Below are 15,417 nucleotides of genomic sequence, written 5' to 3' on the forward strand. Positions count from 1 at the left end.
CACAGCCGGCCCGTGGCCCAGGCCGCAGGTCGCCGGAGCCCGGGCCACGGGCTGAACCGGGCAATCGACGCGTACGTGTACCCGATCGTCAGCACTGCCGCGGCGTCGGATCGTCGTACGCTGGCTGCCGCGGACCACGTCCACTGCCGGAGGTGTCGGGTGTTCAGGGAGATCAACGGGCTGCCAGGCCACGTTCTGGTGATCCATGCCGCCGTGGCGTTCGTTCCGCTGCTGGCCGTGCTGGCTGCCGGGTACGGGCTGCTGCCGAGGTGGCGCCCCCGGTTCGGCTGGGCGGTGGCCGTCCTCGCGGTGGTCACCCCGATCGTCACCTGGGTGGCCACGGAGTCGGGTGAGGCGCTGGAGGAGGCGCTGCGGGAGAAGGGCTACCCGCCGCAGATCCTCGACCAGGTCCGCGAGCACGCGCAGTACGGCGAGACGCTGCTCTGGTTCACCGTCGGCCTCGCCGTGGCGGCCCTCCTCCTGCTGCTGGTGACCCGCAACGACGACCGGGTCTCCCGGCTGCCCGCCTGGGCGCCGCTGCTGCTGACCGTGGTGGTGGTCGTGCTCGGGGTGGCCTCGCTGGTCTACGTCTACCTGACCGGCGACACCGGCGCCCAGGCGGTCTGGGGCACCACCCTCTGACCTCCGGGGCGGCGAACCGGCCCGGTCAGAAGATCGCCCGGGAGCAGAGCAGGCAGACCAGGGCGACCAGCACCACCGCGGCGACCCCGCCGACGCTCCAGGTGACCCGCTGGGCGCGCTGCTCCTCCGCGTCCAACCCGGTCGTGTCCTGCGGCGGCAGGTGCCGGGGCGGGGCCACCCGCAGGCGCACCGGGGGCCGCCAACCGGGCGGCGGGGCAGTGCTGGGCGGCGGTCCACCGTACCCGGCCGCCGGGCCGGCACCGCCGGCGCCGGCCGGTCGCACCGGGCCGGGGGCCGCGCCGCCGGGGGCGGCCGGCGGACGGCGCCAGTAGTCGTCCTCGGGGCGGTCACCGCTGGGCGTCGTCACGCCGTCCGACGCTACCAACCCCGCTGCCGCGTGGCCGACCGGACGCGGGCCGGAACCGGTAGTCTTGCCGCTCGTGAGCATCGACCCGGGGGCGCAGGCACGTGGCGACGACGACCGCGCCGTCGACCTGAGCGACGACTTCGTGGTGCTGCCCGAGCAGACGGCCGACGACACCGATCGGGGTTGGGGCGAGCGGTCCGGGGGCAACGACGACTGGCTGCTCGCCGAGCGCCCGCCGCACTGGGACTGAGCCCCGCCCGCCTGCCCGTTCGCCGCCTGGCCGTCGGCCGTCGGCCGCCGCGAAGCTCGCCCGGGCGCACCGTCTCGCCGCCGGCTGTCTCGGCGCCGGCTGTTTCGTCGTACCGTCGAGCCCGGCGTCAGCCGCGGACCACGATGGCGAACCGGCTGCCCTCCGGCAGGCCCACGGCCCGCTGTGCCTGCTCGGGGCGCAGCGCCAGGTAGAGCGCCGACGAGCCGTCCGCCGCGCCGGCCCCGACCACGTCGAGCACCAGCGCGCGGGACGCCAGCAGGTCGGCCTCGCCGGCCCGGCCGTCGGCCGGCACGGCGAGCAGGTCGACCCGGGCACCGGGGCGGACCACGGCGAGCGCGGCGGGTTCGGCCAGCCGGACCGGGACGCCGACCGCCCCGTCGGGCAGCGGCAGCGCCGACGGCGGAGCCCCGGGGCCGGGCGGTGGGCCGCCGGTGGACGGCGACGAGGCCGGGCCGGGGGAGCCGGAGCCGCCCGGCGGGGAAGGGCAGCCGCTCGGGGTCTGGAGGACCGCCACGGCGAGGCCGAGGAGGGCGGCGACGAGGGCGGCGCGCAGCAGCGTCGACCGCCCCGGAAACCGGGGCCGGCGCACCGGCCGCAGTGATCCCGTGCCCGCCCCGGTGGTAGCCATCCGGTCCCTCCCGCCGTCCCCGGGCGCCGTGGTGGCACCGGGGCACCCCGCCTCGCCCGGTGCCGTGGTGGTGCCGGGAGCAGCAGGTTAGGCCGGAAAGGGCAGGCCCCGCCCGGGCCGGGGCGGGGCCTGTGGACAACCGGGCCGCCTGTGGACAACCCCCACGCGGCGCGGCGGTCTGCTAGGAAGCCAGGTCAGGAGGAGCTGGAACCGCTGGCCGCCGGGGCCTTCGACGGGCCGCCCGAGGACGACGACCCGGACGAGCCCGACGAGCCGGACGACCCGTTGGACGAACTGGTCGAACTGGCCGAGCCGCCGGACGTGCTCGACGACGAGCCGGAGTCGCCGCCGGAGGACGACTCGGACTTGGCCGGCTTGCCGGCGTCACCCTTGGCCGGGTCGGACCCGGAGCGGGAGTCGGTGCGGTAGAAACCCGAGCCCTTGAAGACGACGCCGACCGAATTGAAGACCTTGCGCAGTCGCCCCGCACACGCCGGGCACTCGGTCAACGGCTCGTCAGAGAACGACTGCACCGCCTCGAGCTGCTGGCCGCACGCGGTGCAGGCGTACTGGTACGTGGGCACTTTCTCCTCCGGATCTGGCACGGCCGATTGGCACTCGACTCATTCGAGTGCCAATGGTGCGTCATCGGACCCGGGTTCGTCCAGCGGAAGTGCCGGGACCGACACGGGGCCGCCCGTCAGCGTACGCAGCCCTGCCGCAGGGGCGACCACCGCGCCGACCGGACGGTCGTGCGGCTCGACCGGTAGGTGTTCGCGCAGCTCACCGTCGTGCAGCAGGGCCACCGTCAGGGCCCGGTCGCCGACCCGGGCCAGCGCCCGGTCGTACGAGCCGCCCCCGCGGCCCAGCCGCCGCCCGCGCCGGTCCACGGCCAGGGCCGGCACCACCACGAGCTGGGCGTCGGCGACCGCCGACCGGCCGAGCCGGGGGCCGGCCGGCTCCCGCAGCCCCCGCCCGGCCGCGACCAGGCAGCTGGGGCCGGTGTACGCCGCCCAGTCCAGGTCGAGGTCGTCGCACAGCACCGGCAGCAGCAGGTCGGCCCCCGGCGGCAGCGCCGCGCGCAGCGCCTCCGGCAGCTCCGCGCCGCCCGGCTCGGACCCGACCGGGACGTACGCGGTCATCCGGGTCGGGCGCAGCCGGCGGACCAGCTCGACCAGCGTGGCCCGGACCCGCGACGCCGCCTCGGCCCGGGCCGACGCGGGCAGCGCGCGGCGGCGGGCGAGCAGCTCCACCCGGGCGCTCCGCTTCGCCGCATGGGTCACTTCCGCGTCATCAGAAAAATCAGGCACGCAACACTCCTGACGCAACGTTTGTCACTCGGTCGCACTGTGTCAGCATCGCTAGCATCGGGCGCGGAACTTCCGGGGGGAGCGTTGACGCTACGCGGGCGGTTGACGGCAGCCTTCCTCGCGGTGGCGCTCGGCCCGGTCCTGCTCGGCGCGCTCTTCGTCGGCTCGACCATGGCCGCCGTCGACCGCACCCGCTCGACGGAACGGCTCGGGCTGGCCGCGGCGAGCGTGCGTACCTCGGTCGACGCCCTCTGCCAGCAGTTGCGCGCGGCGGCCGACTCGGTCGCCCTCGTCGCCGACCCGGCCGGCCGGGTCGGCGCGGCCGGGCAGGTGGTGAGCCGGGGCCTGGCCGCCGCCGTGCTGGTCACCGACGTGGCCGGCGGCGTCCTCTACACCACCCCCGGCGCTCCGGTCGGGCCGTGGCGGGACTGCTCCGCCGCCGACCCCGCCGGTGGTCCGGTCCACGCGCTGACCGCGCGGGTCGGGCTGCGCGACCGCGCCGGCGCCGACCTGGGGGCGGTCGCCGCGGCCCAGCCGGTCGACCCGGGCTTCGTGGCCCGGCTGGCGGCGGTCACCGGCGTCGCGGTCACCCTCCTCGACGACGCCGCCGGCGGCGTCGCGCACACCACCGAGGCCCCAGGGGTACGCGACGCGGTGCTCGCCGCCGCGCGCAAGGCCACCGGGGACCGGGTCGCCGGGACCCTGGACGGCCGGTACGTCCGCCGGGTGGGCCCGTCGCCGGGGCAGCCGCTGCCGTTGGTGCTCTCCGTGCCCAGCGAGCAGCCCCCCGGCCGGTACGCGGCACTGGTCGGCGCGGTGGTGCTGGCCGGGCTGCTGGCGGTGGCGGTGGCCTGGCGGCTGGCCCGGGTCACCACCCGGCCGCTGGTCGAGTTGGCCGGCGCGGTGGACCGGGTGGCCCACGGCGACCTGGGCGCCCGGGTGCCGGTGCGCAGCCGCGACGAGATCGGCCGGCTGGCCGCCGCGTTCAACCGGATGACCCGGGAGACCGGCTCCTACGTGCAGGCGCTCACCAGCAGCCGGGACCAACTGCGCGGGCACCTCGCGGTGCTCGGCGACACCCTGGCCAGCACCCACGACCTGCAACGCATCCTGCGGGTGATCCTGCACAGCGCGATCGCCGCGACCGGGGCCCGGGCCGGGGCGGTGCTGCTGGTCGACGGCGGGGTGCTGGTGGGGCGGTGCGCCGAGGGTCTGGACGGGCGCTGGCCCGCCGACGGGGCGCCGCCGGACGCCGCCGACCCGGCGTGCGCCGGCACCGACGCGGCGGCGCTGCGGGTGCCGGTGGGGCGCGGAGTGGTCGGCGCGGTCGCGGCCACCGGTGAGCCGTGCCGGGGCCGCGCCGACCCGGCGGCCGAACCGACCGGGGAGCCGCGCTGCGAGACGTACGTCGCGGTGCCCTTCGCCACCCCCGGCGGCCTCGCCGACCGGGCCGGCGCGGAGCCGGGCCGCCCCGGCGGGCCGGAGCCGGCCGTGGCGCTCGGCGTGCTGGTCCTCTACGACCGGCTCGGCGGGGACGAGTTCGACGACGACGACCTGGCCACCCTGCGCACCTTCGCCAGACACGCGGCCGTGGCGGTGGACAACGTCCGGGTGCACGAGGAGGCCCAGCGGCTGTCGCTGACCGACCCGCTGACCGGGCTGTGGAACTACCGCTACCTGCGCGAGTCGATCCGCCGGGAGGTGGAGCGGGCCAGCCGGTTCGGCCGGATGCTCAGCGTCCTCGCGCTGGACCTGGACCGCTTCAAGACGGTCAACGACACCTGGGGGCACGCCGCCGGGGACGCCGTGCTCGCGGAGTTCGCCCGCCGGCTACGGAACGAGATCCGCGAGGTGGACCTGGCCTTCCGCCAGGGCGGGGAGGAGTTCGTGGTGCTGCTGCCGGAGACCGACGCGCGGGGCGCGACCATCGTGGCCGAGCGGCTCGGCGCGGCCGTCCGGGACGCCCCCGTCGCGCTGGACGGGCCCGGCGGGGTGACGATCGGGATGACGGTCTCCGTCGGCATCGCCGTGTACCCGGACCACGCCACCACGGGCCAGCAGGTCCTCGACGCCGCCGACGACGCCCTGTACGCGGCGAAGGCGGCCGGCCGGGACACCTGGCGGCTGGCCGAGGCACGGCCCTGGCCCCCGGTGGAGGAGATCGCCGTGCCGGCCGCCGCGGTCAGCCCCCCCGACGGCCTGCCCCGGGCGGGTGCGGCGATCGATGGGCGGGACTCCCCGCTCCGCGTCACGGCGGTGCTCGGCCCGGTCGACGTCGAGGCCGGGTGGCCCGACGCCCCGGTGGCGCGGTCCGGGCCGGGCGGCGCGTCTTCCGGTCCTCACCCGTCGCGGCACGCCCCTGGCCGATAGTCTCGCGACATGTCGGAGCACTCAGCGAGCCCCTCACCGGCCGCCGCAACCGGTCGTTCCCGCGCCGTCAAGGCCGTCATTCCCGCTGCGGGCCTGGCCACCCGGTTCCTGCCGGCCACCAAGGCGGTGCCCAAGGAGCTGCTGCCGGTCGTCGACCGGCCGGTGCTCCAGTACATCGTCGAGGAGGCCACCCAGGCCGGCATCGGCGACGTGCTGCTGATCACCGGGCGGGGCAAGACATCGATGGTGGACCACTTCGACCGTCGGCCGGACCTGGAGGCCCGGCTGGAGGCCAAGGGCGACGCCGAGCGGCTGGCCGCCGTGCGCGGCCCCAGCGAGCTGGCCGAGATCTACACCTGCCGCCAGCCCGAGCAGCTCGGTCTCGGTCACGCCGTCGGGTACGCCGAGTCGCACGTCGGGGACCAGCCCTTCGCGGTGCTGCTGGGCGACGAGTTCGTCAAGCCGTCCGAGCCGCTGCTGCCGGCGATGCTGGAGCTGCAGGCCCGCACCGGCGGCGTGGTGCTGGCCTTCTTCGAGGTCGACCCGGCCGAGACGAAGCGGTACGGCATCGCCTCGGTCGAGCCGGCCGAGCCGGAGCTGACCGACGTCGGCGAGGTCGTGAAGGTCACCGGCATGGTCGAGAAGCCGAAGCCGGAGGACGCCCCGAGCAACCTCGCCGTCCTCGGCCGGTACGTGCTGCCGGGGCGGATCTTCGACGCGATCCGGCGGACGAAGCCGGGCAGCGGTGGGGAGATCCAGCTCACCGACGCGATGGAGCTGCTGCGCACCGAGGGCGTACCGGTGCACGCGATCGTCTACCGGGGCACCCGATACGACACCGGCATGCCGCTGGGGTACCTCCAGACCGTGGTGCAGATCGCCGCAGAGCGCGAGGACCTCGGCGCCGAGTTCCGCACGTGGCTCGCCGAGTTCGTCAACAACGGCGACGAGACCGTCACCGCGGCGATCCTGAACGGCATGCGCGACGCGTCGGGCGGTCCTAATACATGACCGCGACGGCCGACGCCGAGGCGGCCGCGAACGAGTTGACGCCGCTCGCCGACTACCTGGGCAGCGTGCTGCGCAGGTTACGCGCGCTGCCTCCGCTCGACCTCGACCTCACCCAGGCGTACGGCAACGTCCTCGCCGAGGACGTCGTCGCGCCGCACTCCTTCCCGGCCTTCGACCAGGCAGCCGTGGACGGGTACGCGGCCCGCTGGGAGGACCTTTCCGGTGCGGGCCGGGTCGGCGGGTACCAGGCCGGCCGCTCGGGTCCGCCCGGGTCCCGCACCGTGCGGCTCAACGTGGTCGGCGACCTCGGCGCGGCGAGCTGGCGGCCGGTGCGGCTCACCCCGGGGTCGTGCTTCTCGGTCGCGGCCGGGGCGCCGCTGCCGATCGCCGCCGACGTGGTGGTGCCGGTGGAGTGGACCGACCAGGGCATGGCCGCCGTGGAGATCTTCCGCACCCCCAAGCGCGGGTACGGGGTGCGCCGCGCCGGTGAGGAGCTGCCGGCCGGGACGCTGCTCGCCCGCGCCGGCACGTACGTCTCCCCGGCCCTGGTCGCGGTGTTCGCCGCCACCGGCATCGGGCACGTGGTGGTCCGGCCCAGCCCCCGGGTGGTCGTCGTGGCCACCGGCGACGAGCTGGTCGACGTGGGTCGGGGCAGCCAGCCCGGCCAGGTGGTGGACGCCAACTCGCACGCGCTGACCGCCGCCGCGGCCGAGGTCGGCGCGCTGGCGTACCGGGTGGGGATCTGCGACGACGACCCGGAGGGGCTGCGCGGGTTGCTGGAGGACCAGACCCTGCGCGCCGACCTGATCATCACCACCGGCGGCACCGGCACCGGACCGGGCGACATGGTGCGCCGGATCCTGTCCCGCCGGGAGGGCGGCCGGGCCGGGCCGGTCGCCTTCACAGAGGTGGCCCTCTATCCCGGCACCGCCCTCGGGTTCGGTACGGTCGGCGCCGAGGAGGTGCCGGTGGTCTGTCTTCCCGGTGAGCCCGGCGCGGCGCTGATCGGCTTCGAGGTGCTGGCCCGCCCCGCCATCAACCTGCTGGCCGGGGCCGAGCCGGTGTTCCGGCCCAGTGTCCGCGCGCACCTGCTGGAGACCATCACCTCGCCCGGCGGGCTGCGCGAGTTCCGGCCCGCGCACGTCGCCGAGCGGCGTGGCGGTGGCTACACCGTCCAGCCGCTGTCGGGCGGGCCGTTCACCCTGTCCGGGCTGGCCGAGGCGAACGGGCTGATGGTGCTCGGCGAGCGGGTGACCGCCGCCGCCGCCGGCTCCACCGTGGACGTCCTCCTGCTGGACCGGCGCCGGTGAGCGCGAGGAGTGAGCTTGCGAGCCCGGCAGTCGTGAACGAGAGGCAGGTTCGGTGAGCCTGTTGCGGGCCGGGCGGTCGCCGGGCTGGCCGGTGGTGCTCGCGGACGGTCCGGTGCTGCTGCGGCCGTACCGGCGCTCGGACGCGGCGGCCTGGTCGGAGGTGCGCCGCGCCAACCGGGCCTGGCTGGCCCCCTGGGAGTCAGCGCTGCCCGGGGGCTGGGACGAGCTGAACTCGCCGGCCGCGTTCCGCTGGGTGCACCGGGACCAGCGCCGTTCGGCGCGCACCGGCGAGGGGATGCCGTTCGCGGTCTGCCTGCGCGAGCAGGAGCGGGAGCGGCTGGTCGGGCACCTCAACATCGGCAGCATCGTCCGGCGGGCGTTCTGTTCCGCGTACGCCGGGTACTGGGTGGACTCGCGGGTCGCCGGGCAGGGGGTCATCCCCACCGCGCTGGCGCTCGCGGTGGACCACGCCTTCGGCCCGGGTGGGCTGCACCGGATCGAGGTGAACATCCGGCCGGAGAACAAGCCGTCCCGCCGGGTGGTGGAGAAGCTGGGCTTCCGCGAGGAGTCGTACCACGTGCGTTACATGCACATCGACGGCGCCTGGCGTGACCACATCGGGTACGCCATGACCAGCGAGGAAGTGGTCGCCGAGGGTGGCCTGCTGGCTCGCTGGCATCGGCTGCGCGCGACCGCCGGGTGAAGCGTCCCACCTGTGCCTGATCGGCGCGGCGCACAATCAAGACGGTCGGCGGCCCGTAACCTCAAGTAACTGCAAGCTGCGGCAAGCGCTGCCCGCCCGCAGGATCGACCGCCCGGGAGGCGATTTGTCGAAGATCCTGCGGCCGTACGGTGGTTGTCCCGAACTCGGTGACGGGAGGGGTGAGGGTGCCGACCTCGGTGCTCCTCGCCGTCCTCGCCGCCGCCGGTCTGCTCGCCCTCGCGCCGGCGCTGGTTCGCCGGTACGACGCCACCGAGCGGCTGGTGGCGGAGCGGGCGCAGTCGACGGCGCGGGTGCTCCAGCGCCGCCGGCGGGGCCGCACTGTCCCCGGCCGCCGGCCGGTCAACCCCTCCAGGGCACTCGTTGTCACCCTGAGCGAGGACACGAACACGGGCCGCTTGTCCGCCCCGGTCTCCGCCCCGCCCGTCGCAGGCCGGCGGCGGCGTCGGCTGCGTGCCGTCCCGCCGGCGGCGAAGTCCCGTCGACGGGCCACTCCCCGGCGTCGCCAGCACACCCCGGCGATCTACCGCCGCCGCCGGGTGCTGGCCGCCCTGCTGCTGCTCAACCTCGTCGAGCTGATCGGCGTGGCCGTGGTCGGCCCCGGGTTCTGGATCAGCTTCTCGGTCACCGCGACGCTGCTGGTGACGTACGTCGTACACCTGCGCAAGCTGGCGCTGGCCGAGCGCCGGCGGCGGCGGGCCCGGGCCCGGGAGACGGCGTGGCTGGCCGCCCGGCAGGCCGAGGTGCGCCGCGAGCAGGCCCGCCGGGCGGCGGCACGCCGGGAGGCGCAGCGCCGGCTGGCGGCCCAGCGCGAGGCGGTGCGCCGCACGGCGATGGGCCTGGACCGCCCGGCCGACCTGCCGCCCGCGGCCAGCGGCGGCTCGGTGTCGTACCGGCGTACGGGCGGCCTGCGGGGCCGCCCGTACCAGTCGGGCCGCACCTCCCACTCGGCCTGACCCCGCCTCGCGGTACGCACGGTTCGCTCGACGGCTTGATCGACTTCATGTCACCGACATCGCGCCCTCCCGCCCCCCGGAACCCGCGCCGTCAATGACACGTCAACCGGTCGAGGGTGCTCAGGGGTGATCTTGGATGATTTCGGCCCCTCCGGGGGCCGCTTCCTACCAAGATCAGGTCGGCCGGCGGGGTGGATTCGCTTGGCGCGCGGGTGTGCTGTTAGTCTTGTTGCCGGCCCGCCCGGTGAAAGCCGGGTGGGACCAATGCCGGTTTGCCGGCGGAGGGGCTGTGGCGCAGACCGGTAGCGCACCTCGTTCGCATCGAGGGGGTCAGGGGTTCAAATCCCCTCAGCTCCACCCAGTTCAAAGGCCGTTTCCGGTAGTCGGAGACGGCCTTTTTCGATCTTGTACAGCAGTGAAGTACAGCAGCGGTTCAGGTGTCGAACTGCTCGCCGAGGCGCTTGAGTGCCTTCTCTGTCGCCGCCGAGGTGGCCTCGCTGTAGATGTTCATGGTCACGGCGATCTGGCTGTGCCGGAGGATCTGCATGGTGACCCGGGGGTGGACGTCGAGGGCCACGAGCAGGGAGGCGCAGGTGCGCCGGGTGGTGTGTACGGAGATCTCCCGGACGCCGGCCTTGCGGCAGCGGGTCTTGAACTCCCGGTGGAAGTTCCTCGGCTCGACCGGCGTGCCGAGCCGGGTGGTGAAGACCAGGCCGGTGTCCTGCCAGGCCCGCTTGGCGTGATCCCGGTGCCGCTGCTGGTCTTCCCGGCGGGAGCGGAGCGCGGTCGAGCAGATGGCGGGCAGGGGCAGGGTCGCGTCCGACGACTCGGTCTTGGTCTCCCGGTGCAGGAGCTGCCGGCGGATCCGCTGAAGCTGGTAGGCAACCGCCAGTTCCCCGGTGGCCAGGTCGACGTCCTCCCAGCGCAGGCCCAGCACCTCACCCCGGCGCAGCCCGAGAACCAGGATCAGCACGTACGCGGCGTAGAGCGGGTCACCCTCGGCGCGGGCCGACTCCAGGAACTGGCGTACCTCGTCGACGGACCACGGTCGGGTCTTGCGCGGGCGGGGCTTGGCGACCCGGAGCAGGGCGGCCGGGTTGCGGGTCAGCAGCTCGTCGCGGACGGCGTTGTTGAGTGCGGCCCGCAGGGTCGTCCAGGCGTCGCGGGCGGTGCGCTCGGAGACGGCGCGTTGGCAGCAGCGGCCGACGGCGCAGCACTTCCGTTTGCCCTCGGGGCGGGCGGCGTCCTTGCCCTGTAGGCAGCACTGGCAGGCGGCTCGGAGCCTGTTCAGCCAGGTCTGCACCTCCCGCACCGTGAGCTTGTCGAGGCGGCGGGCGCCCAGTTCAGGGGCGATGTAGAGCCGGACGAACATGTCGTAGTTGGCTGCCGTGGCGGGAGCCAGGTTCGGTTCGACGACGTCGCGGAGCCAGGAGTCGAGGTAGCCGCCGAGGGTGGGTACCCGGGTGACGACCGGCCCGGCCTTGGCCTGCTGGTGCAGTTTGATCCACTTGTCGTGGACCGCGTCGCGGGTGGGGCCGTAGACGTACTTGCGGGTGCGCTTGCCGTCCGGTTTGGTGACCCAGACGTACGCGGCGAAGCCGTTGCGGTAGGCGTAGATCGAGCCTTCGCCGTTGGCTCGTGCGCGGGCGGGCATCAGGCGGCCTCCTGCCGTTCGACTTGGTCGTGGATGTAGTCGTCGACCCATTCGGGGAGGATGCGGCGGTACTTGCCGTCCTTGATGGAGCGCAGCTCGCCGGTGGCGATCTTCATCTTGACCTTGGACAGGCCGAAGCCGAGCAGGACGGCGACCTCGGCGGGCGAGTACCAGTGCGGGGTGAGATCTCTGCTCATGCGGCGGCCCCGGTCAGCCAGGCTTCGTGGGCGAGTTCTTCTCGGCCGATGCGTTGGCGTTCCCGGTGTTGGGCGGCGGCGGTGTTGGCGAGCAGGGCGTCTCCGTCGGTGAGCCAGCCGGAGCCGGTGAAGGCCAGGGTGCCGACGGTGATCGTGTCGGCGTTGGTGTCGTGCTCGGTGTGGCGGTAGGTGGCGCGGGTGTCGCGGAGCAGGCCGAAGGTGACCGAGTAGCGGCGGGCCTTGGTGAGGAAGTGGCCGCCGAAGCCGAGCATGTGCGCCCAGCGGCGCAGCCCGGCGTAGACGTTGGGTTTGGTGTCAAGGTCGCCTTGACGCTCGCCGGCCGGGGCGGCGGTGCGGCTGGTCTGGTGGTGGGTGGGGCGGCCGAGTCGCCAGCAGGCGTCGATGAGCCGGGCGAGGTGGTCGCCTTCCGGGTCGGCGTAGGAGTCAATCGTGTCGGGGGTGAGTCGGGTGGAGCAGTGGCCGGTGACCTCGGTGGCCTTGGTGGCGTACTTGGCCAGGTAGGCGGCCACCTTCCCGTCGGTCATGTCGCCGTCGCTGGTGCCGATGCGGCGGACGTCGATCTGTTCACCCCAGGCGATCGGCCAGCCCTGCGGCCGGTCGGAATGCGGCGGTGTGGTGACGGTGATCTGCCGGGCGGCGGCGAGAACGGCGGCGTCCAGGTCGTCGACGGTGATCCCGGCCGGCGGCGGCACCAGGGCGTTCCGGTCGCCGGGGTTGACGCCGTCGAGGCGCAGCAGCACGTGGAAATGCACCGCTCCCCGGCGCTGCATCTCGGCAACCTTCCCGTGTGACACCCGCACCGACGGCACCCGCCGCACCCGGCCAGAGTCGGTGACCACCTGGACGTGGCCGATGCCGCGTCGACGGCACAGGGCGGTGAGATGGCGTTCGATGGCCTGCTTGGTGCGTCGCCACAACTCGCCGGAGAAGGCGTTCCAGACGACCTGGTGATCGTGGTCGTAACAGTCCAGGCACAGCGGCCGACCGAGCTGCGGATCATCGTTGTCGTGGCGGGTGAAGCACGCCGCGGGCCGCCCGTGCTGACAGGTGCCGGCGGTGCTCCGGGCTCGGCAGGGGGCCGGGCGGCAGTCGCAGCGCCGCCGGTCGGCGCAGGTGTGCCGGGGAATATGCCGGTGGTGAACCGGGCCGAACGACGGGGCGGTGAAGGTGGCGAACACGACCGGATGCGCGGCCACCGTGGCGGGGACGCTCTTGCCGCCGGTCAGACCGCACCGGACGACCTGGAAGGCGTCACCGGCGTAGACCCAGGAGCAGTCGCGGCACTGCGCGGCACGCCGGTTGCCGCACGCCTTGTAGAGCACCCGATCGGGCAGTTCGTCGGTGTGCCGCTGCTCCAGGACGCGGCCGGTGTCGGTCTCGACGGCGGTGAAGGTGCCGGTCAGGCGGATCGGGCGGGTACAGCCTCCGGCGGCGCGGGTGTGCTCCAGCCAGCCGAAGAAGTCCGGCGTGGTGGCCCGGTGCAGGGCTTGGGCGTCACGGCCTGCGGCGACGCCGGGGCGGTTCAGGGTGAGCAGGGTGGACACGGGTCTCTCCTCAAGGGGTGGCAGGGACGGGGACGAACTGCCACCGGTCGCGGAGCTGCGTCCGTCGGTGGTGTTCGTGGTGTCTCCTGGCACCGCCGAGAGGGCGGCTGACGCCGGAGGGCGGAAGCGTGGCCATTGCCACTGACCGCCGCTTAGATACGTCCGTCCGGTTGCTGGACCTTGTGATGCCGGTACGGGTGGGATGCCTGGTCGTCGGCTCCGGCGAGTTGCCGCAGGCAATCCCCACCCGTCGAGGCACGCGAATCCGGGCCATCGTGGACGGCGCCAAAGGCCGTGCTGGGCCGCTCAGCGGATTCCGGGGGAACCGGCACGGCGGCCGGTGCGATCGAGAGCCGGCGGGACATGGCCCGCATCAGCGGCAGGAAGGCCGCTCAACATCTCAGTGGTCGAGTCCACCGATCCGGCAGGAAGACCGCGCTGGCGTGCTCGACGAGCGCCAGAGTAGCACCGGGTACCGACACGTCAACCCGCCGTAATCCGGGTGCCGAACCGATCCGGCCGGCTGCCGTCCAGCGTGGGAGGACTTTCTGTACGTCTATCAAGGCGGCCCTGAACGGGCCGCACGCGCCGCCGCCTAGGCGCGCGTCCGTCGCTTCGCTGGCGCTTCGACTCCGGCCACGCAACACGCCCGGCGGCTGGCGCGGAGAGCGGGAAGCCCGGAGGGGCCGCCGCAGACGGGATGGCGGAGAGAGTGGTGGAGTCGTCGCCGGCAGCCGGCCGCGCCCGAGCAGCGCGGCGCAGGGAGGGGTGCGTGCCGGGTCCGCGCGGCAAGCCCTAAGCATGGGGGCGTTGTCCGCGCGGCGGCATGCCGGTGGTCCAGGAGCCGGCTCGCAGCCGGCCGGGGTCAGATCAACAGCTCGCCTGGGAGGGGGAGGGGTGGCCGCCGGTGGCCAGCTCCGACCCCGGGAGCCGGTTCCGTGGCCGGCGAGGTTAGGTCAAATGCGCCACTGTGGCGGTGTCCGTCGGGGGCGCGGCCCGTGACACGAGAGCCGACACCGACTCAGGCTGTTCCGGCAGCGTCCGTACGTGCGTCAAGGCCGTCTTGACGTGGCGGGCCGGGCGGCGGCCCGCTTCCCGGAGGGCGGGTCGACGGCATCGGGATGGTGAGCAGGCGCAGGTGGGAGGCGCGTTCAGGCCAGATCCTCGGGCTTCACCCTGCCCTTTCCGAGAAGATTTCCAGCGAGGAGCAGGCGGCCGAGGGCGATCGCGTAGACGTTGCCGATCAACACCATGATTGCTGCGCCGAACTCGCGTTGACCGGCCAACATCAGGGCAGGAAGACCGGCGAACAGCAGCACGGGCAACATGTAGACCCACAGAGGGAACCTCAGGTAGTAGAGAAGCGAGGGGATAGGGGGCTTCGGCACGAGGCCATTAGAACCCATACAGACAAGGACGCCGGAAGCACGCCCGTGGACTTGAGTGACTAGCTGGGGACGACCGGGTCGGCCGACGCCGGACGTCCACGGACGATGACGGACTGTCTCAGCAGCTTAGCCAAGACACTCGCCCAGCCCATCGACGCCTGATCATTCCTTCACACCGAAAGAGTCCGCGCCGGCCGGTCGGTGGGTTCACTTCGCCGGGCGGAACGGGCAAGATCAGCCGTCGGGCCGAATCGTCGAGACGCGGAGGCATCACTATGACCCCAGACGAGGCTGAGCAGCAGGCGAGGATCAGGTTCCTTCACGCCGGGACGGGATTCTTCCGCGCTGGGCAAGTGGCCGCCTGGGCGGGGGTGGTCTACGCCCTCGTAGCGGTGATGCAGCGAGTCAGCGGCTAACGGTCCGGGGCCGCCGACAGGTGCTACAGCACTCGTGTCGTGCCCGCAACGTGCCCGCAACGGGGGTCAACAAAGGGGAGCAAGGGGCTTCACCAGGGGCTAGTCAGCCGGCGGAAGCCAAGAGTCGTGCTGCTAACCAGGCGGCCCGGGGCGGATGCTCGGCTGATCAATGCACCTTCCCAAGCTGACAGTGCGGCGAGATCTCACGACGCGGGTGGCCCTGTTGCTGTCGACAGCAACGGTGACAGCAACAGGGCCGGACGCGGAGGGCCAGGCAGGGAGGGCTGCGGATCAGCGCCCGACGTCAGAGACATGCGCGGACGCGCCCGGACGACGCGCCCAGAACTTACAAGCGAGAGGTCGGCGCACCGGAGGGCTGGCGGTTGGTGGTGACCTGGCAGCGCGCGTGCGGTGTTGGGCTGGCCGCGAAGCGTGACCCCACGTACCGTCCGTTGTGCAGGTTCTACGCCGGAAGTCGTCGACCTCGTGCAGGAGGAGTCATGGCTGACTACATTGGGCTGCGCGTCGCCAGTTGGCGGGACACCGCCGGGATGACGCAACAGCAACTGGCCGACCGGGTAGGTGTGACCGCCTCTTACATTTCGATGATT

At 73.8% G+C, this 15,417-nt stretch carries 16 protein-coding genes, 1 tRNA gene and 1 pseudogene; 10 read left to right on the forward strand and 8 right to left on the reverse strand.

The genetic code is table 11. The features are described 5' to 3' along the window. Positions 1-159 precede the first annotated feature (159 nt). Complete coding sequence (locus C5N14_RS15545; protein ID WP_117668809.1) at positions 160-642, forward strand: DUF2231 domain-containing protein; 483 nt, start codon at positions 160-162, stop codon at positions 640-642. A gap of 25 nt (positions 643-667) precedes the next feature. Here C5N14_RS15545 and C5N14_RS15550 read toward each other — a convergent pair whose 3' ends face one another. Further along, positions 668-1,009: a hypothetical protein gene (locus C5N14_RS15550; protein ID WP_117668810.1), complete on the reverse strand. Its 342-nt coding sequence runs from the start codon at positions 1,007-1,009 to the stop codon at positions 668-670. A 64-nt stretch (positions 1,010-1,073) separates the two neighbouring features. On the opposite strand from C5N14_RS15550, the gene C5N14_RS32195 reads away from it, so the two are divergent. After that, positions 1,074-1,259 (forward strand): hypothetical protein, encoded by a 186-nt coding sequence (locus C5N14_RS32195; protein ID WP_371685847.1) that lies wholly within the window; start codon positions 1,074-1,076, stop codon positions 1,257-1,259. A 127-nt stretch (positions 1,260-1,386) separates the two neighbouring features. Here C5N14_RS32195 and C5N14_RS15555 read toward each other — a convergent pair whose 3' ends face one another. Beyond that, a complete protein-coding gene (locus tag C5N14_RS15555; RefSeq protein ID WP_117668811.1) occupies positions 1,387-1,908 on the reverse strand; it encodes a flagellar biosynthesis protein FlgA in 522 nt (173 codons plus the stop codon). A gap of 150 nt (positions 1,909-2,058) precedes the next feature. Between C5N14_RS15555 and C5N14_RS33155 the strand changes: the two genes are divergently transcribed. Beyond that, a complete protein-coding gene (locus C5N14_RS33155; protein ID WP_243639642.1) occupies positions 2,059-2,337 on the forward strand; it encodes a hypothetical protein in 279 nt (92 codons plus the stop codon). Positions 2,338-2,351: 14 nt separating this feature from the next. Here the strand turns inward: C5N14_RS33155 and C5N14_RS33765 are convergent. Together C5N14_RS33765 and C5N14_RS15565 are read right to left on the reverse strand one after the other, a co-directional pair. Then, positions 2,352-2,513 (reverse strand): annotated as a pseudogene (locus tag C5N14_RS33765) (FmdB family zinc ribbon protein); the annotation flags it as partial. Between the two features lie 18 nt (positions 2,514-2,531). Continuing rightward, complete coding sequence (locus tag C5N14_RS15565; protein WP_117668813.1) at positions 2,532-3,218, reverse strand: 5-formyltetrahydrofolate cyclo-ligase; 687 nt, start codon at positions 3,216-3,218, stop codon at positions 2,532-2,534. Between the two features lie 84 nt (positions 3,219-3,302). Here C5N14_RS15565 and C5N14_RS15570 point away from each other — a divergent pair, with 84 nt between their 5' ends. The 6 genes from C5N14_RS15570 (at position 3,303) to C5N14_RS15595 (ending at position 9,943) form a co-directional block, all read left to right on the forward strand. Next, complete coding sequence (locus C5N14_RS15570) at positions 3,303-5,588, forward strand: diguanylate cyclase (protein WP_207892754.1); 2,286 nt, start codon at positions 3,303-3,305, stop codon at positions 5,586-5,588. Between the two features lie 9 nt (positions 5,589-5,597). Beyond that, entirely contained in the window at positions 5,598-6,599 is a 1,002-nt protein-coding gene (locus C5N14_RS15575) for a UTP--glucose-1-phosphate uridylyltransferase (RefSeq protein WP_117668815.1), read from the forward strand. Next, positions 6,596-7,909 (forward strand): gephyrin-like molybdotransferase Glp, encoded by a 1,314-nt coding sequence (gene glp / locus C5N14_RS15580; protein ID WP_117668816.1) that lies wholly within the window; start codon positions 6,596-6,598, stop codon positions 7,907-7,909. Before C5N14_RS15575 ends, glp begins: the two co-directional genes overlap by 4 nt. Positions 7,910-7,961: 52 nt before the next feature. After that, positions 7,962-8,612, forward strand: coding sequence for a GNAT family N-acetyltransferase (locus tag C5N14_RS15585; RefSeq protein ID WP_117668817.1), 651 nt, complete (start codon positions 7,962-7,964; stop codon positions 8,610-8,612). Positions 8,613-8,791: 179 nt separating this feature from the next. Continuing rightward, a complete protein-coding gene (locus tag C5N14_RS15590; RefSeq protein ID WP_207892755.1) occupies positions 8,792-9,586 on the forward strand; it encodes a hypothetical protein in 795 nt (264 codons plus the stop codon). Positions 9,587-9,869: 283 nt separating this feature from the next. Further along, a tRNA-Ala gene (locus tag C5N14_RS15595) sits at positions 9,870-9,943 on the forward strand. A 76-nt stretch (positions 9,944-10,019) separates the two neighbouring features. Here C5N14_RS15595 and C5N14_RS15600 read toward each other — a convergent pair. The 4 genes from C5N14_RS15600 to C5N14_RS32200 all read right to left on the reverse strand — a co-directional run bounded on the left by C5N14_RS15600 (position 10,020) and on the right by C5N14_RS32200 (position 14,321). After that, positions 10,020-11,240: a tyrosine-type recombinase/integrase gene (locus C5N14_RS15600; RefSeq protein ID WP_117668819.1), complete on the reverse strand. Its 1,221-nt coding sequence runs from the start codon at positions 11,238-11,240 to the stop codon at positions 10,020-10,022. Further along, on the reverse strand, positions 11,240-11,437 hold the full coding sequence (locus tag C5N14_RS15605) for an excisionase family DNA-binding protein (RefSeq protein ID WP_117668820.1): 198 nt from the start codon (positions 11,435-11,437) through the stop codon (positions 11,240-11,242). Before C5N14_RS15605 ends, C5N14_RS15600 begins: the two co-directional genes overlap by 1 nt. Beyond that, positions 11,434-13,002 (reverse strand): replication initiator, encoded by a 1,569-nt coding sequence (locus tag C5N14_RS15610; RefSeq protein WP_117668821.1) that lies wholly within the window; start codon positions 13,000-13,002, stop codon positions 11,434-11,436. Before C5N14_RS15610 ends, C5N14_RS15605 begins: the two co-directional genes overlap by 4 nt. Positions 13,003-14,153: 1,151 nt before the next feature. Then, entirely contained in the window at positions 14,154-14,321 is a 168-nt protein-coding gene (locus tag C5N14_RS32200; RefSeq protein ID WP_165878127.1) for a hypothetical protein, read from the reverse strand. Between the two features lie 985 nt (positions 14,322-15,306). On the opposite strand from C5N14_RS32200, the gene C5N14_RS33770 reads away from it, so the two are divergent. Next, a partial coding sequence (locus C5N14_RS33770) for a helix-turn-helix transcriptional regulator (RefSeq protein ID WP_133305761.1) occupies positions 15,307-15,417 on the forward strand: 111 nt, incomplete at its 3' end.

The organism is Micromonospora sp. MW-13, from assembly GCF_003434305.1.
Classification (GTDB): Bacteria; Actinomycetota; Actinomycetes; order Mycobacteriales; family Micromonosporaceae; genus Micromonospora.

What these genes read in the sequence shown, in the direction of transcription:
- C5N14_RS15555 (WP_117668811.1), bottom strand. Translation starts at nt 1,908, where the DNA reads ATGGCTACCACCGGGGCGGGCACGGGATCACTGCGGCCGGTGCGCCGG.
- C5N14_RS15575 (WP_117668815.1), top strand. Translation starts at nt 5,598, where the DNA reads ATGTCGGAGCACTCAGCGAGCCCCTCACCGGCCGCCGCAACCGGTCGT.
- glp (WP_117668816.1), top strand. Translation starts at nt 6,596, where the DNA reads ATGACCGCGACGGCCGACGCCGAGGCGGCCGCGAACGAGTTGACGCCG.
- C5N14_RS15600 (WP_117668819.1), bottom strand. Translation starts at nt 11,240, where the DNA reads ATGCCCGCCCGCGCACGAGCCAACGGCGAAGGCTCGATCTACGCCTAC.
- C5N14_RS15605 (WP_117668820.1), bottom strand. Translation starts at nt 11,437, where the DNA reads ATGAGCAGAGATCTCACCCCGCACTGGTACTCGCCCGCCGAGGTCGCC.